Source organism: Streptomyces sp. PT12, assembly GCF_003311645.1.
GTDB lineage: Bacteria > Actinomycetota > Actinomycetes > Streptomycetales > Streptomycetaceae > Streptomyces.
The window spans coordinates 74,378-94,632 of sequence record NZ_QEST01000069.1; the positions used below are offsets into that span (position 1 = coordinate 74,378).

Consider the following 20,255-nt stretch of genomic DNA (forward strand, 5'->3'; position numbering starts at 1 on the left):
CTGCGGGTGTGCCGGGTGTGTGCCGACCGCGGAAGCGGTCACGCCAAGGGGAACCAACAAGTCATCGTAACGATTCCCGGTGAACGGCCAGGGGCGCCGCTCATCATCCGGACGTGGCCGTCTCATGGCCCGTCGCTCATGGCCCGTCGCTCATGGCACGAAGGTGATCTCCTCCTCGGTGATCTCGCCGTCCACGATGCGGAAGGAGCGGAACGACACCGGGCCCTCGCCGTTGCCCGACTCGGCGGTGGAGACCAGGACATAGTGCGCGTTCGGCTCGTTCGCGTAGGAGACGTCGGTGCGCGAGGGGTAGGCCTCGGTGGCGGTGTGCGAGTGGTAGATGACCACGGGCTCCTCGTCGCGCGCGTCCATCTCCTTGTAGAGCCGCAGCAGATCGCCCGAGTCGAACTCGTAGAACGTCGGCGAGCGCGCCGCGTTGAGCATCGGGACGAACCGCTCGGGCCTGTCGCTGCCCGCGGGGCCCGCGATCACGCCGCACGCCTCGTCCGGGTGGTCGGCGCGGGCGTGCGCGATGATCTGGTCGCGGAGGGCGTTTGAGATGGTCAGCATGCGGCCCAGGGTAAGCCGGGCCGCTCAGTTGGCCACGGGGAGGCCGTCCGCGGGGCCCTCCTCCTCGTCGGACTCGTCGGCCCCGTCGGCCCCGTCGGCGAAGTCGCGCACGGCGTCGGGGGTGTGGGGCGCGTGCGGGGCCTCGAGCACGACCGGGGTGACCGCGGCCAGCTTCTCGTCCGCCTCGATCGCGGCGTCGGACTCCCCGGCGTCGCGGCGCCGCACATAGTCGAGCACGCGGCCCAACTCCCGTTTGACCAGCGGCGCCAGCAGATAGAGCCCGACGATGTTGCACACGGCGGCGGAGAACAGGAACGCGTCGGCGAGCTCGACCAGCGTGCCGAGCGACAGCAGCGCGCCCGCCATGATCATGACGCAGAAGAGCACCTTGTACGCGGTCTCGCTCCCCTTGGCGCGGCCGAAGAGGTGGGCCCACGCCTTCTGGCCGTAGTAGCCCCACGTGATGATCGTGGCGAAGGCGAACAGGAAGACCGCGATCGTCAGCACCGCGGGGAACCACGGCAGCGCGGTCTCGAACGCGTCGGACGTGATCGAGATGCCGACCGTTCCGCCGTCCACGCCCTCGCCCGAGGCCGCGGCCTCCCGCGCCTCGCGGTAGAGCGGACCGCCCGCCACCACGATCGTGAGCGCGGTCATGGTGCAGATGACGACCGTGTCGAGGAACGGCTCGAGCAGCGCGACCAGGCCCTCCGTCGCGGGCCGCCTGGTGCGCACCGCGGAGTGCGCGATGGGCGCGGAGCCGACGCCCGCCTCGTTGGAGAACGCCGCCCGCTGGAAGCCCATGACCAGCGCGCCGACCACGCCGCCCGCGACCCCCTCGGGGCGGAACGCCTCGGTGACGATGGTGACCAGCGCGTCGGGCACCTCGCGGACGTTGAACGCGATCACCACCAGGCACGCGCTCACATAGAGCACCGCCATCGCGGGCACCAGGCGGCTGGTGACCCGGCCGATCGCGCGGATGCCGCCGAGCAGCACCGCCGCGGCGAGCACGGCGACGATCGCGCCGAACAGCAGCGCGCCGCCCGAGCCCGCGAAGAAGCCGGTGTGCTCGCGGGTGGCGGTGGCCAGCTGTTCGAGGCTCTGGTTGACCTGGAAGAAGTTCCCGCCGAAGAACGCGAAGAAGAGGATCATCACGGAGGCGAGCACCGAGAGGACCGCGCCGAGCCGCGGCAGGCCGCGCTCGGCCAGGCCCCGGCGCAGATAGTGCATCGGGCCCCCCGAGACCCGGCCCCGCTCGTCGATCTCGCGGTAGCGGACGCCCAGGGTGCACTCGACGAACTTGGACGCCATGCCGAGCAGGCCGCACACGATCATCCAGAACGTCGCCCCGGGGCCGCCGAGGGAGACGGCGATGGCGACGCCCGCGATGTTCCCGAGCCCGACCGTTCCCGCGACGGCCGAGGTCAGCGCCTGGAAGTGGCTGACCTCCCCCGGCGCGTCCGGCTGCTCGTACCGGCCGCGCACCAGGCGCAGGGCGAGCCCGAAGTGCCGGATCTGGACAAAGCCGAAGTAGACGGTGAAGACGAGCCCGGCCACCACGAGCCAGCCCACGATGAGCGGTATGTCGCCGCCGAGGATCGAGACCTCATGGAAAACGACGTCGGAGAGGACATCGCGGACCGGCTCGAAGACGTTGTTGACCGCTTCGTCGATCCGATCGGTCCAGGACTCTTCGCTCGCCATACCGTCGCCCTTGGCCGCCGGGACAGGATGCCAAGAGAGGTACCACCGATCGTGGCATTAATCACATGATCTACTGAGTTATCACCCTTTGGGGCGAACGCGGCTCAGGGCATCAGCGTCTCGACCAGGGACTCCTGGAGCCCGCCGAGCCAGAAGAACGCCATCACCAGCGGCTTGTTCGGGTCGCCGTCCGGCAGCTCGAACAGCCGCTCGGAGCCCTCGTCGTCCCTGACGTCGAGGCGCGTCCCGATGGCGAGGCGCAGATCGTTGAGCGCGCCGAGCCACTGCCGCGCCTCCTCGGGCTTGAGCGTCAGCACCGCGCCGCTCTCGCCCGCCGCCCTCGCCTCCGAGGCGATCGAGTCGAGGGAGCGGACCAGCGCGAGCAGGTCCTCGCGCTTGCGCGTGCGCAGGTCGCTCTCGGTGAACCGGCGGAACTCCGCCGAAAGGCGCGTGCTCTCGTCGTCGGCCGGCCGCCCCGGCTCGCCATAGGCGTCGGGGAAGAGCCGGGCCAGCGCGGGATCGCTCGGCGGCTCGGTCGGCCCCTCGGCGAACAGCGCGCTCAGCGGATCGGCCTCGTCGGGATCGCCGCCATCGGCGGCCCGATCGACACCGATCAGCTCGATCAGCTGGGTGGCCAGGCTGCGAAGGATCGAGATCTCGACATGGTCGAGAGCGATCGCCGCGCCCCCCTCGCCGCCGCTCAGCGGCTCGAAGTACCCCGCCATCAGCGCTCCTTCTGGAGCGTCGCCCACAGGCCGTATCCATGCATCGCCTGCACGTCCCGCTCCATCTCCTCGCGGCTCCCCTTCGACACCACCGCCCGCCCCTTGTGGTGCACGTCGAGCATGAGCTTCTTGGCCTTCTCCTTGGAGTAGCCGAAGTAGCTCTGGAAGACGTATGTCACATAACTCATGAGGTTCACCGGATCGTTGTGCACGATCGTGATCCAGGGCACATCCGGGACGGGCTCCACCGCCCTGGCCTCGTCGGATTCCGTGCGCTCGATCTCCACGGGCATCGCACTCACCCGGTCCATGCTGCCACCAACCCCACCCCCGAGCCCAAACGGCCCGGCGAGAGGGGGTGAGCGGGGCCACGCCCCCAGATATCGTCAATCTGACGAGATTGGGGGTAGGGTGGGGTCCATGGACGGTAGAGAACGTGTGGACACCAGGCCGGGCACCGGGGCGGAGCCCGTGGGCGAGGCGTGGACCGGACCGCGGATGACGGTGCCGTCGACCGCGCTCTTCACGGATCAGTACGAGCTGACCATGCTCCAGGCCGCGCTGCGCTCGGGCACGGCACACCGCAGATCGGTGTTCGAGGTCTTCACCCGGCGGCTGCCCGAGGGCCGCAGATACGGCGTGGTGGCGGGCACGGGGCGGGTGCTCGACGCGGTGGAGAACTTCAGGTTCGAGCCCGCGATCCTCGACTTCCTGCGCGAGGGCGGGATCGTGGACGCCCCGACGCTCGACTGGCTCGCCGACTACCGCTTCACCGGCGACATCAGGGGCTACCCCGAGGGCGAGGTCTACTTCCCCGGCTCCCCCGTGCTGACGGTCGAGGGCAGCTTCGCGGAGTGCGTGCTGCTCGAGACGGTGGTCCTGTCGATCCTCAACCACGACTCCGCCATCGCCGCGGCCGCCTCCCGCATGGCGGTGGCCGCCGCGGGCCGCCCGCTCATGGAGATGGGGGCCCGCCGCACCCACGAGCTCGGCGCGGTCGCCGCGGCGCGCGCGGCGTTCGTCGGGGGCTTCTCCTCCACGTCGGTGCTCGCGGCCGGGTTCCGGTACGGCATCCCCACCGTGGGCACGAGCGCGCACGCCTTCACGCTGCTGCACGACTCCGAGCGCGCGGCGTTCACCGCGCAGGTCGCCTCGCTCGGCGCCGGAACGACCCTGCTGGTCGACACCTATGACATCGAGGAGGCCGTGCGGGTCGCGGTCGAGGTCGCGGGGCCCGGGCTCGGCGCGGTCCGCATCGACTCGGGCGACCTGCTCGTCGCGGCCCACCGGGTGCGCAGGCAGCTGGACGACCTGGGCGCCCGCGAAGCCCGCATCGTGGTCACGAGCGACCTCGACGAGTACGCCATCGCGTCGCTCGCCGCCGCCCCGGTGGACGCCTACGGCGTGGGCACCCAGCTGGTCACGGGGAGCGGGCATCCGACGGCCTCGATGGTCTACAAGCTGGTGGCGCGCGCCACGGGCGACGCGCCCGACGCGCCGCTTGTCCCGGTGGCCAAGAAGTCCACGGGCGGCAAGCTGTCGATCGGCGGCGTCAAGTGGGCGGCCCGCGCCGTCGACGCGCACGGCGTCGCGGACGCCGAGGTCGTCGGCACCGGGCCCGTTCCCGGCGAGCTGGCCGACCGGCTGCTCCAGGTCGAGCTGATGCGCGGCGGCAGGGCCGTGGCGAGGGAGCCGCTGAAGGACGCGCGCGAGCGGCACGTGGCGGCGCGCGAGGCGCTGCCGCTCTCGGCGTCCCAGCTGTCGAAGGGCGAGCCGGTCCTGCCGACGCGCTACACGGACGCGCCCGCGTGAGCGGGGCCCTGACCGGGCGGTCTTCGAGGACCGGGCCGCGTCGTCGGATGCGTGGCCCCCACGAGCGGCCTCTCCGGTGCACGGGGGAGCCGGATCGCAGCTCGCACGCTGGGGCAGCACCTCCCAGCCTCCCTCCGGACTTCGTCCGGAGGGACCCCCGAGGCTGGGGGAGGCCCCGGCCCGAAGAAGTTCGCCCGGAGAAGGGCCTACTGTCGATCCCAAAGGGCCGCGGCCCCGTCAGAAAGGTGACCCCATGCACCGTGCGCTGATCGTCGTCGACGTGCAGAACGACTTCTGCGAGGGAGGCAGCCTGGCTGTCGCGGGGGGCGCGGACGTCGCCGCCGCCATCACCGATGTGATCGGCGCGGCCACGCCCGTGTACCGCCATGTGGTGGCCACGCGCGATCACCACATCGCACCCGGTGATCACTTCTCCGCACACCCGGACTTCCGCCACTCGTGGCCGCCGCACTGCGTCGCGGGCACGGAGGGCGTCGGCTTCCACCCGAACTTCGCCCCCGCCGTCACCTCGGGCGCCGTGGACGCGTGCTTCGACAAGGGCGCCTACGCGGCCGCCTACAGCGGCTTCGAGGGCGTCGACGAGTCGGGCACGCCCCTGGGCGACTGGCTGCGGGCCCGCGACGTGACCGCGGTGGACGTCGTCGGGATCGCGACGGACTTCTGCGTCAAGGCCACCGCTCTCGACGCGGCCCGCGCGGGCCTCGACACGCGCGTCCTGCTGAGCCTGACCGCGGGCGTGGCGCGGCCCACGGTGGACACCGCGCTCGAACAGCTGCGGCAGGCGGGCATCGCCCTCACCGGCGCCCCCGCGGTCTCCTGAGCCCCCGCAAGGCCGCGCGCCCTCAGGAGACCCGGCCGCGCAGCAGATGGGTCATCGGGTGCCAGCTCTCCGTCGGGATCGCGGGCGTCGGGCGCCACACGACGCCCTCGGGGTGGTGCAGGACGGCCGAGACCTCGTCGGGGGTGGGCGGTGCGCCGTTGCCCCTGAGGTAGAAGGGCCGCAGCCCGAGGTTCCGCAGGCGGGTCAGCGCGCGCTGCCGCGTCGCCGCGTGGACCAGCACCCTGACGGCCGACGACGGCGCCCCTGGGCGGGGCAGCGCGAGCGCCACGACGACGCTCCCGTCCGGCAGCTGGACAAAGCCTCCGTCGGCCATGGGTCACCCTCTCCTCGGCTCGCCGCGTGCACACAAGCTGGCCAGGCCATCCTTACGCGAACGGCCGCCGCCCGTCGAGGGGCGGCGGCCGATCACTGCGTTGACCTGCGCTTTCTCAACGCGGGGCGGGGATCACCGCTGGCTGGGGCCCACCCGGATCCGCAGGGGCTCGGACGCGTCGCCCGGCTGCCTGATGATCGTGATCCTGGTGTTGGTGTCCGGGACCGACACGCTGTTCCCGGGGTTCGCCTCGTCCCAGTACGTGCCCGTGCGGTCGTCGAAGAACGACGCGCCGCGCTGCGAAGGCAGCGTCGTCGGCTCGCCGTTCAGGTGCACGGTCAGCTCCTGCGTGCGCGCCCGGCTGAAGGTCGCGTCCCGCGTCTGGAGGCGGTTGCGCATGACCGTGCCGTCCGCCCAGTGCTCGGCCGTCGCATGGGCGTCGACCGGCAGGATCAGGCCCTCGCCCGGGTGCTGGCTGGTGTTGTTGTTCAGCTGTGAGGTGTCCCACAGCCACACCAGCAGGCCGTTCTGGTACGAGAAGTGCTCGACCCAGTCGGGGCGCTCCGTGAGGTCCCCGAAGTTGTACGGGCCGGTCTCAAGCGTCTCGTCGTACCCGACGTACTGCCGGTTCTCCACCAGGTAGTACTGCGCGTAGTCGTCCGTCACCGAGGCGCCCACGACGGAGAAGCCGTCGGCGGCCCAGTCGCCCTCGCCCTCCTCGGCGCCGTCAGAGAACACCGGCTCGCCGTCCGCGGTGACCGTGATGGCGTCGGCCGTGAAACCGGTCAGCGCGAGCGAGCCGTCCGTCTGGTAGCGGAACCGCAGGTCGACGGGGGCGCCCGCGTACGCGTCCAGCGGGAACGACAGGGCCACGTCGCCGCCCGACTCACCGGTCAGCGTGGGCCGGTCGGCGCCGTCGCGCGGCAGCGCCTCGCCGTCCGCCGTGCCGTCCAGCGCGGTCCAGCTCTCCCCGCCGTCCGCCGACGCCTCGACATAGAGGAAGTCGTAGTCCTCCTCGATGGACCACCAGCCCGTGAGGTCGAGTGACGCCTCCGCCGCGCCGGTCAGGTCGACCGTGCGGGTCAGGGTGTTGCTCAGGTCGTCGCCCGAGCCGCTCCACCACTGGGCCTCGCCCTCGGCGGGCGGGTGGATGTCGGTGGTGACGGTCTTCTCCGGCAGCTCGACGATCAGCGCCTGCGCCTCGTCGCGGTCCTCGCCCTCGGGGTAGGTGAGGGCCGAGGGTCCGAGGTCGTGCTGGGAACGCGTGGCCGCCTGCGCGGTCTCGTAGTCGAGCCAGCCGAGTTGCAGCTTCTCCCAGGGTCCCATGTCGTTGGGCAGCCCGCCGATCGAGCCGTCGCCGCGGCCGAGCCACGAGCCCGACGACATCGACGACCAGAAGCCCGTGCCGTTCTCGCCGCCCTGCGTGTCGTACAGGTCGGGCAGGCCCAGGTCGTGGGCGAACTCGTGGGCGAACACGCCGACTCCGCCGTTCTCCGGCTGGATCGTGTAGTCGCCAACCCACAGGCCCGTGTCGGCGATCTGGGTGCCGCCCGCGGGGTTGAACTCGGGGCCCGTGCTGCCCATCTGGTCCGCGAAGGCGTACCAGCGGTGCGCCCAGATCGCGTCCTCGCCCTGCGCGCCGCCGCCCGCCGACTCGTCCTCGCCCGCATGGACTATCTGGAAGTGGTCCAGATAGCCGTCGGGCTCGTTGAAGTCGCCGTCGCCGTCGTAGTCGTAACGGTCCTGGACGTCGTAGCGCGCCAGCCGCTCACGCAGCTCCTCGGGCGTGGCCCCCGCGGCGAGCTGCTGCTCGTACCAGGCGTTGACGCCGTCGGTGACGATCTCCCAGACGGACTCGCAGACGTTGGAGCCGCAGGCGTTGTTGCCGTACCTGGCCTCGTTGTAGTCCACGAGCACCCAGTCGGTGACCTCGCCGTCGACGGTGTAACGGCCCGAGGACTGGCTCTCGAAGTACTGCTTGACGGAGGGGACCTCGGGGTCTTGCGAGTAGTAGATGTCCTCGTAGTACTGCCGGTCGAAGTCCTCCTGCCAGATGGTGGTGTTGTCCTGGGAACGGTCCGGCTCGGCGATCTCGTTGACCCGGGGGCCCGGGTCACCGCCGAAGTCCGGGTGGGCCTCGTCGCCGAACTCGACCAGCACGGTGAAGATCTGGTCCGTCCCCGTGGTGGCCACCTCGACGAACTCGCCGTCGCTCAGCTCCACGACCTCGGAGTCGGCCCGGGTGCGGGCGTCGGCCGTGCCGCTGAGCAACTCCTGCTGCGCCTGCTGCTTCTGCGCCTCTCGCTTCTCGGCCAGCGGGTTCTCGAGGTGCGGCCCGGCCGCGAACGCCCTGGCGTCGCGCGGCCCTTCGACCGACTCGGCCGGGGGCTGGGCGGAGGCCGTACCCACCGGAATGAGCACCGCCGCCCCCAGGGCGACGACTGCCGTCGCGGCGGCGGTGGTGGCCGATCTCCTCGATCGTTTACCTGTATTCACGTGTTGCCTGTCCTCCCCTGCGCACGCAGTGATGTGACGGGACGCATTTGACATGAGTAGAACAGAAAAAGACAGACCTTGTTTCAACCCCCCGGTGCGGATAGCGTCTTATCCGCTCTGCCGGGCGTGAATCCGTGCGCCCCCCGTGCTCCCGTCCGCCGGTCGAGGCCAGGCTTACACTCTCGCGCTCCCGGGCATTCACGGCCCGTAGAACCGTTCGAGAGCACCCCTTCCGAGGACGGACACCGACATGCCGCACCCGACCCCCCTGCAGATCGCCCACGGTTCGGCCACGGTCATCTCCATCACCCTTCTCTCGCTGTTCGTGGTCGACGAGCCATCGGTCGCCGCGCTCGCGGCGATCGCCGTGGTGGCACTGCTGCTCGGGGCGTTCACCGCGCTCGCGCCCTGGCGCGGGCCCGCGGCGCGGCGCCCCGCGGCGCAGGTCACCGCGAGCGCCACCCGGGCCGAGCCCGCCCCCGCGGCGGTCCCGCGCCCGCGCGTGCGGGCCTGAGCACACGTCAGGCGCACGCGTTCGGGCGCACGCGTTCAGGCACGCGTCAGGCGGCGGAGACGACCACGGTCCCCGCCGCCTTGTCGTGGAGGCACTGCCGGTAGGGGCGGTCCCAGGTGCACGTGAGCACGTTGACCAGCCAGAAGATAAAGCCGACGCATGGCAGCAGCTGCGGCAGGGAGTAGACCGCCGCGCGGTACCAGGCCGGATTCCCGCGCGGCACCGCGCCGTTGTCCAGCATGGCGACGCGGATGCGCATCAGCATCTTGCCCACGGTCTGGCCGCGGGCGCTGAGCATGAGGCCCTCGTAGAGGAAGTACACCAGCAGCACGATGGCCTGCTGGCCATAGGCGGCGCCGCTGTCGTCGTTGCCGTTGTAGGCGCCCATCAGGGGCCAGAGGGCGAACGTCACCGGGATGCCGACAATCAGCGCGTCGATGATGCGGGCGAGCAGGCGGCGGCCGAGGGAGGCCAGCGGCGGCATCCCGGCCAACGGGTCCTTCGCGCCTGCCGGGCCGCCGAAGGGGTTCTCGCCGAAGGCGCCACCCAGGTCGGTGTTCCCGGCTGGGGTCGCCTTCGGCAGGCCCTGCTCATCGGGCGGGGCGGGGCCCGGCTCGTCGCCGGGCCCTGGCCGCGGCTGATCGTTGCTCATGATCGCCAGTCAAGCCCGCCCGGGCGCACCCCGCATCCCGGCGGCGACGATTGGGGGCGCGTACCGCCGACCGGGTCGGCGGGGGCGCTCAGCCGGACCGGGGCTGCGGGGCCTCGGCCCTGAACTCCCCCACGAACGTCTGTGCGGCCTTGTCGTGCCACGCCTGGCGCCACGGCCGGTCCCGCGCGCCCATGATGAGGCTGACGATCCCGACGACGAGCACCGCGAGGACGTTGTACAGCAGCCAGCGCAGCAGCGCAGCGCCGAACCCCGGCTTCTCCTGGCGGCCGACGTCGAGCACGCGGAGCTTGACGATCGCCTTGCCGGGCGTGGTGCCCCACAGGGCGACCGGCAGCGCCTCGAGCAGCAGGCCCACCCCGAGGAACACCCCGAGCACCAGGGCGAGATAGCCGCCCGTCGTGCCGTCGATCAGCCAGATTGTCTCGGTGACCCCGGCGCGCTCGGCCGCGTCCACCTGGTCCTGGATGTGGTCCCTGGCGTCGCCCACCAGGGGGGCGGCGATCACCGCGGCGGCCGCGCCCGGCAGGATCGAGTCGACGACGCGGGCCAGGAACCGCTTGCCGAGCTTCGCCGGATACGCCTGCCGCGTGTCGAAGCGGCGCACCATCGTGAGGGCGTCGCCCTGGTGCGACTGGAGGAACGGCGACTGCTGCGGGGCGGGCTGGCCGCCCTGCTGCGGATAGCCGTAGCCGCCGCCCGATGGCCCCGGCTGAGGCCCTGGCTGCTGCTGGGGGTAGCCATAGCCACCGGCCGCGGGCCCTGGCTGCGGCTGGGGGCCGCCCTGCTGCGGCGGATACCCATAGCCGGGGCCCGGCTGCGGCTGGGCCTGAGGCTGCGGCGGCGTGGCCTGCTGGGGCGGGGCCGCCTGCTGCGGGGGCGCCGACTGCTGGGGCGGGACGGGCGGTTGACCGATGGCGGGCGGCAGCGGCTGCCCCTGCTGGGGCGGCGCCGACTGCCCGCCCTGCGCGGCGGGCGGCGGCTGCGGCGAGCCCCCGGGCGGTGACTGCTGCGCGAGGTCGCGCACCTGACGCTCCCACGACCCACCTGCGGCGATGTCGGCGCGGCGCAGCGTGGTCGTCTGCTCCTTGGGGTCCTCGGCCGGTGGCTCGGGCCGCCGCGCCGGGGTCTCCGAGCCCTCGGACGGGGTCCTGCGGAACTGCCCGCGGGGGTCGACGCCTCGGCCCGCAGCCACCACGGGGGAGGTGCTGACGTCCTCGTCGGAGCCCCAGGTCACCCGCTGCTCGCCGCGCCCGCCCTGCCGCGGGCCCGCGTCACCGCCCCCGGGGCCGCCCCGCTGCTGCCCCGCGGGCGCGACCTCGCCGCGCCGCCGCGGCTCGGGCAGCGCGCTGCCCGCCGATGGCGGCGGATCGCCCGCCGCGGGGGAAGGCCCCGACGACCCTCCCGGGGCCGAGGCCGAGGGCGCCGAGGACGACGGCGCCGACGGCGGGTCCTCGTCGAAGAAGAACGGCTGCGTCTCGCCCTCGCGCACCGCAGGAACGGGCCTGCCCGCGGCGGCGGGTGGCGCGGGCGCGGCCCCTCCCGAAGGGGGCGAGGGCACGGGCTCGCCCTCCCGCGGCTCGGGCCGACTGCTGCCGGGCACCCAGGAGGTGCCGTTCCAGTACCGGATGTAGCCGGGAATGGACGGGTCCGGGTACCAGTTGGGCCCTGCGGGTGGGGAGCTCATGTGGGCCGAATCTCCTCGTCCGTGCAGTCCTTGAGTCTCTTGCCGGGTAAGCATGGTACGTCGCCGCGCGGACGGCGCCGGTCCTGCGTTCCCTGTGAGGGACCTTAGCCAACTCCCGGTCCGTCGTGAGACTCCAGGGGCGTCCCCCCGGTTCCCCAAGGGCCGAGATCCAGGCGCCAGTCGTGGCAGCGCAGCGGGGTGCCCCTGGGGTACTCCATGTCGCACACACCGAGCAGCGTGAAGCCCGCCTTGCGGCAGATCGCGTTGGACGCGGGATTCTCCACGGACGGGAACGCGTGTATGAAGCGGTGGGTCCCCTCCTCCGCGGCCACGGCCGCCACGGCGAGCGCCGCCGCCGTCGCCAGGCCGCGCCCCTGGAACTCGGGCAACGTGCTCCAGCCCGTCTCCCACACGGCGCCGCCGCGCCACTCCCGCTCCCAGTACCCGATCGTGCCCGCCGAGCCGCCGCTGGCGGCCTCCTCCACGACGAACATCCGCCCCCCACCCGTGCCGCCGAGCCTCAGATACCGCAGATGCCGGTCCTGAAGCCTCTCCTCCGACTCGGGCCCCCCGAGGTGGAGCATCATCTCCGGGGCGTTCGCCCGCCGAAGCAGGTCGAGACCTCCCTCGTGCCAGGGCACGAGCCGCACACGCGCCGCTCCTTCGTCCGCCGCTCCTTCGTCCATGGCTCCGACGCTACGCGGCCCCACTGACAACGGCCCATCGAAGACGGCCCTTCGAAAAAGTCACCGAAGTTGTGTAAGGAACGGCGCACCTCCCCCTCTCCCCCTTGGCACGACGCACGACAGAACGGCACAACAGGAGAGGTCGCATCGCATGCACACCACGATCGAGCGGGAACTCGCCCTGAAGCTGGTGCTCTCGGGTGACCGCAGCGTCCCCGTACCCGCGCGGCTGCGCTACCGCGCGGACGACCCCTACGCGGTGCACATGAGCTTCCACATCAACTCCGACGCCCCGGTGGACTGGGCCTTCTCCCGCGAGCTGCTGGTCGAGGGCCTGGTCAGGCCGTCGGGGCAGGGCGACGTACGGCTCTGGCCCGTGATCCAGGAGGACGGCCCCGTGCTGTGCCTCGCGCTGCACTCCCCCGACGGAGACGCGCTGCTGCACGCCCCCGCCCCCGCGGTGGCCGCGTGGCTCCAACGCACGCTGCGGCTCGTCCCGTTCGGCACCGAGAGCGAGCGGCTGCCCGTCGACGACACCCTGTACGCGCTGCTCGGCGCCCCCGACGGCTCCGACGAGCCCGCGGCCTAGGAATCCCGCTCGGTCGCGCCCCCGGCCGCCGCGTGCCGCACCAGCGGGAGGGTGCGCAGCGGCACGGGGTTCTCCATGACGATCGCGGTGGACGACCTGACGATCCCTTCGAGGCCGACCACCCGGTCGATGACCCGCTGGAGGTCGGCGTTGGAACGCGCCACCAGGCGGCACAGCATGTCGCCCTCGCCGGTGATGGTGTGCAACTCCAGCACCTCGGGCACCCCGGCGAGGTGGCGGCGCACCTCGTCGCCCTGGCCCTGCTTGATCTCCAGGGTGGCGAAGGCGGTCACGGGGAAGCCGATGGCCGCCGGGTCCACCTCGGGCCCGAAGCCGCGGATCACCCCGCCCGCGCGCAGCTTCTCCAGCCGCGCCTGGGCGGTGCCGCGCGCGACGCCGAGCCGCCTCGACGCCTCGAGCACCCCGATCCGCGGCTCGCGCGCCAGCAGCTCGATCAACCGTGCGTCCAACGCGTCGATGGTCACCGCGCACCTCCTGGGCATCCTGTACAGACCCTAGACGGCTACGCGCGTCACTCTCTACAGATCGTCCAGTAGAAACGCACACTATTGCGCACTCTGCCGAATCCCCGCACGCTGGTCGCTATGACTGAGATCACAGCGGACGACCCGTTCCCCGTCCTGGGCATGGACGCGGTCGTCTTCGCCGTAGGCAACGCCAAACAGGCCGCGCACTACTACTCCACGGCGTTCGGGATGACCCTCGCCGCCTACCGGGGCCCCGAGAACGGCCATCGCGAAAGCGCCTCCTACGTCCTCACCTCGGGGAGCGCCCGCTTCGTCCTCACCTCGGCCATCCGGCCGGTCACGCCCGAGGGCCACGCACTGGCCCGCCATGTCGCCGAGCACGGCGACGGCGTGGTCGACCTGGCGATCGAGGTGCCCGACGCGCGCGCCGCCTACGCGCGCGCCGTGGCGCAGGGCGCGCGCGGCCTGTCCGAGCCCGCCGAGGTCTCCGACGAGGACGGCACGGTGGTGCTCGCCGCCGTGGCCACCTATGGCGAGACCCGGCACACCCTGGTCGAGCGCGGCGACTACAAGGGCGCCTACCTGCCCGGCTATGTGGCGGCCGAGCCGCTGACCGAGCCGCCGGTCGAGCGGACGTTCCAGTCGGTCGACCACTGCGTGGGCAATGTGGAGCTGGGCCGGATGGACGAGTGGGTGGCGTTTTACCAGCGCGTCATGGGCTTCACCAACATGAAGGAGTTCGTCGGCGACGACATCGCCACCGAGTACTCCGCGCTGATGTCCAAGGTCGTGGCGGATGGCACGCGCAAGGTGAAGTTCCCGATCAACGAGCCCGCCCCCGGCAAGAAGAAGTCGCAGATCGACGAGTACCTGGAGTTCTACGGGGGCCCAGGCGTCCAGCACATCGCCCTGGCCACCGACGACATCATCCGCACGGTGCGCGTGATGCGGGAGGCGGGCGTCTCGTTCCTCGACGTGCCCGGCTCGTACTACGACACGCTGGGCGAGTGGGTCGGCGAGACCCGCGTCCCCGTGGACAGGCTGCGGGAGCTGAAGATCCTCGCCGACCGCGACGAGGACGGCTATCTACTCCAGATCTTCACCAAGCCGGTGCAGGACCGGCCCACGGTCTTCTTCGAGTTGATCGAACGACATGGCTCGCAGGGATTCGGAAAAGGGAACTTCAAGGCACTCTTCGAGGCAATCGAGCGTGAACAGGCCAGGCGGGGGAATCTCTAAGAGCACCACCCCCCACAGCCGCCCCCGCGACCTGCACTCGCGGGGGCGGTTCCCTGTGCGCGCCCCCACTCCCGCCCTCTCCCGCGCCCCGCCCGCGGCGGGCGGCTCAGCAGGACGGGACGGACTCCCCCGCGGCCAGCGCGCGCAGGTCGCCCACCGCGCCGTCGAGCGTCGTGACAGGGAGCAGCCGCAGCCCGTCGGGGGTGTCGGCCGTCGCGTCGCCGCACTCCTCGCGCGGCACCAGGAAGACCGTGGCGCCGTCGCGCCGCGCGGCCTGCGTCTTGAGGGGAACGCCGCCGACCGCGCCGACCCGCCCCGCCGCGTCGATCGTGCCCGTCCCCGCGACGATCTCGCCGCCCGTGAGGTCGCCGCCCTCGCCGTCGCCCTCAAGCAGGTCGACGATGCCGAGCGAGAACAGCAGCCCCGCGCTCGGCCCCCCGATGTCGGCGAGGTGCAACTCGACCGAGACGTCCGAGGAGTCGAGGCCGAGGAAGCCCAACGCGGCGGTGACGGCGGCGTCCTGGGACTCGGTCATCTGCTCGGCGTTGTGCTCGCGGATCTCCTCGGTGCTCTCGCCCACCGGGTAGACCGAATCGCGCGGCATGACCGCGCGGTCGCTCGCGAAGTAGCCGCTCACCACGTCGGCGAGGCGCACGGTCGCGTCGGGCGAGGTCGCGGTGATCGTCGTCATCCGCAGCTCGCCCTCGGGCGCGCGGACCGGGGCGCCGGTGATGGTGATGACGGGCCGCCCGTCGTGCTCGCCCAGCACATCGGCGGTGAGCCCCGGGTGGGTCACGGAGAACGGCAGCGGCGCGAGCGCGGCCACCGCGAGCAGCGCGCCCACGAGCAGCGAGCAGACGGTGAGCAGCAGGGTCCGGCGGCCGCCGGACGGCGGGGTCGGCCCGCCCTTGGCCTGGGGCGCGGTCGGGGCTGCGGACATGGAGGGAATCTAACGCAGCACGGCCGCGACCTCCTGGGCGGCCCGTACCACGCGGGGGCCGACCTCGTCGGGCACGGCCTCGCTGAGCATGACCACGCCCACGCTGCCCTCGATGCCGCACTCGGCGGGCAGCGGCGCCGCGGCGCCGCTCGCGCCCGCCTCCAACTCCCCGTGCGTCAGCACGTATCCGTCCTCGTCGGTGATGTCCTTGCAGCGCCCCGTGAGGATGGCCCGGCCCGCGGCGCCCCGGTCGAGCGGGTGCCGGAAACCCGTGCGGTAGGCGACGTGGTAGTCGGTCCAGCTCGGCTCGACGACCGCGACGGCCAGGGCGTCGTTGCCGTCCACCACGGTGAGATGGGCCGTGGCGCCCACGTCCTCGGCGAGCGAGCGCAGCGCGGGCAGCGCCGCCTCCCGCACCAGCGGGTGGACCTGGCGGCCCAGGCCGAGCACCCCGACGCCGACCCTGGCCCGGCCTCCCGCGTCCCTGCGGACCAGGGAGTGCTGCTCGAGCGTGGCAAGCAGCCGGTAGACGACCGTTCGGTTGACGCCGAGCTGTTTGGACAGCTCGGTGACGGTCAGCCCGTGGTCGGTCTCGGCGAGCAGCTTCAGCACCCTTAGCCCTCGGTCGAGCGTCTGGGAGGTCTCCGCGGTCACGACGCCCCCTCGATGCAGTTCGAAGCAGGTTGGTGGCAGGTGCCAGGTGGCAGGTCACAGAGGTTGACCGCGCACCGGGCAACGTTGCCCTCCACCGTGTGTCCCGTCGGCGTGCGCGTGTCCGGAAATTTATCCGGGGGCACCGCTCAGCGGAAGGGGCTGTCCAGAATCCGAGCGGTCTGGCACGACTTTCGAACGCTATGCGCTCATCTCCGTCGCATGCCGCCGCGGGTCACCGCATCCGGGTGGCCCATTCCCGCACCTTGAGCAGGCGCTGCCGCAGCTGCCCCGCGCTGGCCTGCGCGGTGGCCGGGCCGCCGCACGCGCGGCGCAGCTCGGTATGGATCACGCCATGGGGCTTGCCCGACTGGTGGGAGTAGGCGCCGACGAGGGAGTTCAGCTCGCGGCGCAGCTCCATCATCTCCTTGTGGCTCACCACGGGGCGCCGGTCGGCGGGGAGTTCGAGCAGGTCGGCCTCCTCGTCGGGCTTCTTCCTGCTGTGCGCGATCTGCCGGGCCTGGCGCTTGCCCAGCAGGAGCCGCACCTGGTCCGGTTCGAGCAGCCCGGGGATCCCGAGGTAGTCCTGCTCCTCCTCGCTGCCCGGGTGGGCCTGCATACCGAACTCGGCGCCTTCGTACATCACCCGGTCGAACACGGCGTCCGACTCCAGTGCCTCGAACGAGAGTTGGTCCTGCTCGCCGTCCGGCTCGTCCTGCTCGCGCTCGGCCTCCTTCAGCAGGTCGGCCTCGGGCCCGTACGGGTCGTCCTCGGCGTCCTTGCGCGGCTTGTCGAGGACATGGTCGCGTTCGAGCTCGAGCTCGTGGGCGAAGCCCATCAGGATGGGGATGGTGGGCAGGAAGACGGACGCGGTCTCGCCCCTGCGCCTCGATCGCACGAAGCGGCCGACGGCCTGCGCGAAGAACAGCGGCGTCGCGATCGTCGTGGCATAGACGCCGACGGCGAGCCTGGGCACGTCCACGCCCTCCGACACCATGCGGACCGCGACCATCCAGCGGTCCTGGCCGGTCCTGAACTCCTCGATCCGCCCCGAGGCCCCCGCGTCGTCGGAGAGCACCACGGTCGCGGACGTGCCGGTGATCTCCCTGATCAGCTTGGCGTAGGCGCGCGCGGACTCCTGGTCGGTCGCGATGACCAGGCCGCCCGCGTCGGGCACCGAGCGGCGCACCTCGGTCAGCCGCCGGTCGGCCGCGCCGAGCACGGCGGGCATCCATTCGCCCTTGGCGTCGAGCGCGGTGCGCCACGCCTGCGAGGTGGCGTCCTTGGTCATGGGCTCCCCCAGCCGCGCGGCCACCTCGTCGCCCGCGCGGGTGCGCCAGCGCATGCTGCCGCTGTAGGAGAGGAAGATGACCGGCCGGACGACGCCGTCGGCGAGCGCGTTGCCGTAGCCGTACGTGTAGTCGGCGACGGACCTGCGGATGCCGTCGTTGCCCTCGGCATAGGAGACGAACGGGATGGGGTTGGTGTCCGAGCGGAACGGCGTCCCCGTGAGCGCCAGCCGCCGCGTCGCGGGCTCGAACGCCTCGAGGCACGCCTCGCCCCACGACCTGGAGTCACCGGCGTGGTGGATCTCGTCCAGGATGACCAGCGTCTTGCGCTGCTCGCAGCGGTTGCGGTGCAGCATCGGCCGCACGCCGACGCCCGCGTAGGTGACGGCGACGCCCTGGTACCCGCGCGCCACGGGCCCCGCGCTGTACTCGGGGTCGAGCCTGAGCCCTATCCGCGCGGCGGCGTCGGCCCACTGGGTCTTGAGGTGCTCGGTGGGCGCGACCACGGTGACCTGCTGCACGACGTGGTGGTGCAGCAGCCAGGACGCGAGGGTCAGGGCGAATGTCGTCTTGCCCGCGCCCGGGGTGGCGACCGCGAGGAAGTCCCGCGGCTGCGCCTGGAGATAGGCGTCCATCGCCGCCTGCTGCCAGGCCCGCAGCTTGCCGGCCGTGCCCCAGGGGGCACGGCCTGGGAACGCCGGGGAGAGGTGGGAGGAGTGGGCGGCGGAGGATGAGGCGGCGGCGGTCACGGTCTCCGGGGTGGGTCTTGACGGCACGAGGACCGCGTCAGCCTACCCTCGGAGACCGGCCCGCCGATGCGGCTCAGCTCACATCAGGCTGCTCACGCAGGAGCCGCAATCGCTCTGCGATGAGCTTTACTTCGTCGAGCTGCCCGGTGGCCACGGCGATCACCAGATCTTCGGCGTCGTCGATGTCCGGGCGCAGGGAGACTCCGTTGATCGACAGGAACGTCACACAGGACAGCCAGGCCGTCCGCCTGTTCCCGTCGATCAACGGGTGGTTGACCGCGAGCGACTGAAGCAGTGAGGCGGCCTTCTCCATGAGGTCCCGATACGCCTCCTCACCGAACATCGACGCGGAGGGTCGGCACACGGCCGACTCCAGGAGGCCGACATCGCGGACGACGACCTGCATGTCGTCGCAGGCGTACTCCGCGATGGTGAGGACATCGCCGGAGCTGAGGTACAGGGGGGAAGAGCCGGTCACTTCAGCCTGTCCATCAGCTCGCGCCACTTCGTGGCTTCCTTCGCCGCCGTGTCGCGCACCATCGCCTCGTGGGCGTGCTGTGCCAGATAGTCGTCCAGCGCTCTGAGCACTATGGCGTGCATACTCCGCCCCTCGCGCTCCGCCTGCCTCTTCAGCAGCTCCGCCCGGTCGTCATCCAGCCGCAGGTTCATAGCCATACCAAAACGGTACCACCGGAGTGGTACCACTGTGGTACCGAATTCACGTTCGGGTTCTCAGGCGGCCCGCCACCGCGATGCTGACCAGGGCCGCCGCCGTCGTCGCCGCGTAGACCGGGAGGAACGCCGTCGCCTCCACCGCCACCGCGGCCGCGTCCGCCGTCGCGGCGTGCGCCGTGGCCGAGGCGTCGCCGCCGAGCGCGGCGAACAGCGTGCCCACCGTCGTCAGCATCACGACGTTGCCCAGGCTGTCGCACACCTGGAGCGAGGCGACGTTCCCTCCCGCCTCGTCGGGCGCCGAGAGCCGCAGCACCAGCACCCCGACCGACGCGGTCACCGCGCCCATGCCGAACGCCGCCACCGCGAGCGTCAGCGCCGGGAACCACACCGGCACCGCGTCGATCAGCACCAGCGGCGTCGCCGCCACCCCCACCGTGATCAGCACCGTGCCAAGGCGCACAAGCCCGAGCCGGTGCGGCTCGGCCCACGCGCGCGACTGCGTGAACGAGCCCGAGGCCCACAGCAGCCCCGACGCCGCGAGGGCCAGGCCCGCCTCGGTGTACGACAGGCCGCGCTGGGTGACCAGCATCAGCGGGACGAAGCTCTGCGTGGACAGATACGCCATCGACACAAGACCCCGCAGCGTGATCACCGCGGGGAGCCCGCGCGCCGCCAGGAACGTCCCGCGCGGCAGCAGCAGCCGCGCCGAGGGCGCGAGCAGCGCGAGGCCCACGAGCACCGGCACGAGCGAGAGCCAGCGCAGCTCCTGCCCGCCGTACTGGAGCAGCCCCGCGCCGAGCGCCACCGCCGCCGCGAGCCGCAGCCCGCGTCGGTCGAAGCGCGCCCCCGGCTCCCCAGGGCCGCCGAGCCGCCGCAGCGCGGGCAGCATCACCAGCACGGGGAGCAGCACCAGAACGGTGATCCCGAGGAAGACCCAGCGCCAGCCGAACCGTTCCGTCACCGTTCCCGAGATCACCGGGCCCACCATCGATGGCACCACCCACGCCGCCGAGAACGACGCGAGCGCCGACGCCCGCAGCCGTTCCGGATACGCCCTGCGCACCGTGACATACAGCGCCACGATCACCAGGCCGCCGCCCACGCCCTGCGCGGCGCGCCCCAGCACGAAGGCCCACATCGACTGCGCGGTGCCCGAGAGCAGCAGCCCAGCGGAGAACGCGGATATGCCCGCCACCACGGGCGCGAGCGGCCCCCGCCTGTCGCACCACTGCCCCGAGACGACCATCCCGAGCAGGCTGGTGGTGAAGAACGCCGAGAACGCAAACGCGTACAGCGCGAGCCCGTCGAGCGCGTCGGCCGCCGCGGGCATGGCCGTGCCGACGGCCATCGCCTCGAACGCGATCAGCAGGATCGTGCTGACACACCCCAGCGTCAGCGCCCGGTAGGGCGCGCTGAGCACCCCGCCCCCGCCGTCGTCGTCCCACTCCCCCGCTTCGGTCGTCGCGTCGGTCGTCGCTTCGGTCGTCGCTTCGGTCGCTGAGGGCAGGGAGCCAGCGGCGGCGTCGGTGTCGCTCATGGGGACACCGTAAGGAGCGAGGGGCCGCGGCGCCTATGGACCGGCGCAAGGAACCG

Annotated in this window: 21 protein-coding genes; 5 read left to right on the forward strand and 16 right to left on the reverse strand. The window is 72.2% G+C overall.

The features are described from left to right. Positions 1-150 precede the first annotated feature (150 nt). The 4 genes from DEH69_RS05890 to clpS form a co-directional block, all read right to left on the reverse strand. Positions 151-570, reverse strand: a complete 420-nt coding sequence (locus tag DEH69_RS05890) for a Mov34/MPN/PAD-1 family protein (RefSeq protein ID WP_113685804.1) — start codon at positions 568-570, stop codon at positions 151-153. A gap of 24 nt (positions 571-594) precedes the next feature. Then, the gene (locus DEH69_RS05895; RefSeq protein ID WP_113685805.1) at positions 595-2,277 is read right to left on the reverse strand and encodes a sodium:alanine symporter family protein; all 1,683 of its coding nucleotides are present in this window, start codon (positions 2,275-2,277) and stop codon (positions 595-597) included. Positions 2,278-2,381: 104 nt separating this feature from the next. Then, on the reverse strand, positions 2,382-3,002 hold the full coding sequence (locus DEH69_RS05900) for a DUF2017 domain-containing protein (RefSeq protein WP_113685806.1): 621 nt from the start codon (positions 3,000-3,002) through the stop codon (positions 2,382-2,384). Continuing rightward, positions 3,002-3,313, reverse strand: coding sequence for an ATP-dependent Clp protease adapter ClpS (clpS, locus tag DEH69_RS05905; RefSeq protein WP_113685807.1), 312 nt, complete (start codon positions 3,311-3,313; stop codon positions 3,002-3,004). Before clpS ends, DEH69_RS05900 begins: the two co-directional genes overlap by 1 nt. Positions 3,314-3,500: 187 nt before the next feature. On the opposite strand from clpS, the gene DEH69_RS05910 reads away from it, so the two are divergent. Together DEH69_RS05910 and DEH69_RS05915 are read left to right on the forward strand one after the other, a co-directional pair. Further along, a complete protein-coding gene (locus DEH69_RS05910; RefSeq protein ID WP_113685878.1) occupies positions 3,501-4,814 on the forward strand; it encodes a nicotinate phosphoribosyltransferase in 1,314 nt (437 codons plus the stop codon). Positions 4,815-5,067: 253 nt separating this feature from the next. After that, positions 5,068-5,655, forward strand: a complete 588-nt coding sequence (locus DEH69_RS05915; protein WP_113685808.1) for an isochorismatase family protein — start codon at positions 5,068-5,070, stop codon at positions 5,653-5,655. Positions 5,656-5,677: 22 nt separating this feature from the next. Here the strand turns inward: DEH69_RS05915 and DEH69_RS05920 are convergent, their stop codons facing one another. Then, entirely contained in the window at positions 5,678-5,989 is a 312-nt protein-coding gene (locus tag DEH69_RS05920) for a hypothetical protein (protein ID WP_113685809.1), read from the reverse strand. Between the two features lie 132 nt (positions 5,990-6,121). Further along, positions 6,122-8,260, reverse strand: coding sequence for an immune inhibitor A domain-containing protein (locus DEH69_RS05925; RefSeq protein WP_113685879.1), 2,139 nt, complete (start codon positions 8,258-8,260; stop codon positions 6,122-6,124). 475 nt (positions 8,261-8,735) lie between these two features. On the opposite strand from DEH69_RS05925, the gene DEH69_RS05930 reads away from it, so the two are divergent. Then, positions 8,736-8,999: a hypothetical protein gene (locus tag DEH69_RS05930; protein ID WP_113685810.1), complete on the forward strand. Its 264-nt coding sequence runs from the start codon at positions 8,736-8,738 to the stop codon at positions 8,997-8,999. 46 nt (positions 9,000-9,045) lie between these two features. Here DEH69_RS05930 and DEH69_RS05935 read toward each other — a convergent pair whose 3' ends face one another. From DEH69_RS05935 to DEH69_RS05945, 3 genes are all read right to left on the reverse strand, one after another. After that, positions 9,046-9,651, reverse strand: a complete 606-nt coding sequence (locus DEH69_RS05935) for an RDD family protein (protein WP_113685811.1) — start codon at positions 9,649-9,651, stop codon at positions 9,046-9,048. Between the two features lie 88 nt (positions 9,652-9,739). Continuing rightward, positions 9,740-11,356 (reverse strand): RDD family protein, encoded by a 1,617-nt coding sequence (locus DEH69_RS05940; protein WP_181727285.1) that lies wholly within the window; start codon positions 11,354-11,356, stop codon positions 9,740-9,742. Between the two features lie 104 nt (positions 11,357-11,460). Then, positions 11,461-12,042: a GNAT family N-acetyltransferase gene (locus tag DEH69_RS05945; RefSeq protein ID WP_113685813.1), complete on the reverse strand. Its 582-nt coding sequence runs from the start codon at positions 12,040-12,042 to the stop codon at positions 11,461-11,463. A gap of 151 nt (positions 12,043-12,193) precedes the next feature. Here DEH69_RS05945 and DEH69_RS05950 point away from each other — a divergent pair, with 151 nt between their 5' ends. Further along, positions 12,194-12,631, forward strand: coding sequence for an SsgA family sporulation/cell division regulator (locus DEH69_RS05950; RefSeq protein WP_113685814.1), 438 nt, complete (start codon positions 12,194-12,196; stop codon positions 12,629-12,631). Here the strand turns inward: DEH69_RS05950 and DEH69_RS05955 are convergent. Beyond that, complete coding sequence (locus tag DEH69_RS05955) at positions 12,628-13,116, reverse strand: Lrp/AsnC family transcriptional regulator (protein ID WP_113685815.1); 489 nt, start codon at positions 13,114-13,116, stop codon at positions 12,628-12,630. The two genes, DEH69_RS05950 and DEH69_RS05955, sit on opposite strands and share 4 nt — an antisense overlap. Before the next feature lie 120 nt (positions 13,117-13,236). On the opposite strand from DEH69_RS05955, the gene hppD reads away from it, so the two are divergent. Next, complete coding sequence (gene hppD, locus DEH69_RS05960; RefSeq protein ID WP_113685816.1) at positions 13,237-14,358, forward strand: 4-hydroxyphenylpyruvate dioxygenase; 1,122 nt, start codon at positions 13,237-13,239, stop codon at positions 14,356-14,358. 106 nt (positions 14,359-14,464) lie between these two features. Here the strand turns inward: hppD and DEH69_RS05965 are convergent, their stop codons facing one another. The 6 genes from DEH69_RS05965 to DEH69_RS05990 form a co-directional block, all read right to left on the reverse strand. Beyond that, positions 14,465-15,298: a S16 family serine protease gene (locus tag DEH69_RS05965; RefSeq protein ID WP_113685817.1), complete on the reverse strand. Its 834-nt coding sequence runs from the start codon at positions 15,296-15,298 to the stop codon at positions 14,465-14,467. A 9-nt stretch (positions 15,299-15,307) separates the two neighbouring features. After that, positions 15,308-15,952, reverse strand: coding sequence for an IclR family transcriptional regulator (locus DEH69_RS05970; RefSeq protein ID WP_113685818.1), 645 nt, complete (start codon positions 15,950-15,952; stop codon positions 15,308-15,310). Between the two features lie 232 nt (positions 15,953-16,184). After that, the gene (locus DEH69_RS05975) at positions 16,185-17,987 is read right to left on the reverse strand and encodes a DEAD/DEAH box helicase (RefSeq protein ID WP_113685819.1); all 1,803 of its coding nucleotides are present in this window, start codon (positions 17,985-17,987) and stop codon (positions 16,185-16,187) included. Positions 17,988-18,060: 73 nt separating this feature from the next. Continuing rightward, positions 18,061-18,465, reverse strand: a complete 405-nt coding sequence (locus DEH69_RS05980) for a type II toxin-antitoxin system death-on-curing family toxin (RefSeq protein WP_258534467.1) — start codon at positions 18,463-18,465, stop codon at positions 18,061-18,063. Then, complete coding sequence (locus DEH69_RS05985) at positions 18,462-18,662, reverse strand: ribbon-helix-helix protein, CopG family (protein WP_258534468.1); 201 nt, start codon at positions 18,660-18,662, stop codon at positions 18,462-18,464. The genes DEH69_RS05980 and DEH69_RS05985 overlap by 4 nt, the downstream gene beginning before the upstream one ends. A 43-nt stretch (positions 18,663-18,705) precedes the next feature. Then, positions 18,706-20,199 (reverse strand): MFS transporter, encoded by a 1,494-nt coding sequence (locus tag DEH69_RS05990; RefSeq protein ID WP_113685821.1) that lies wholly within the window; start codon positions 20,197-20,199, stop codon positions 18,706-18,708. Positions 20,200-20,255: the final 56 nt, after the last annotated feature.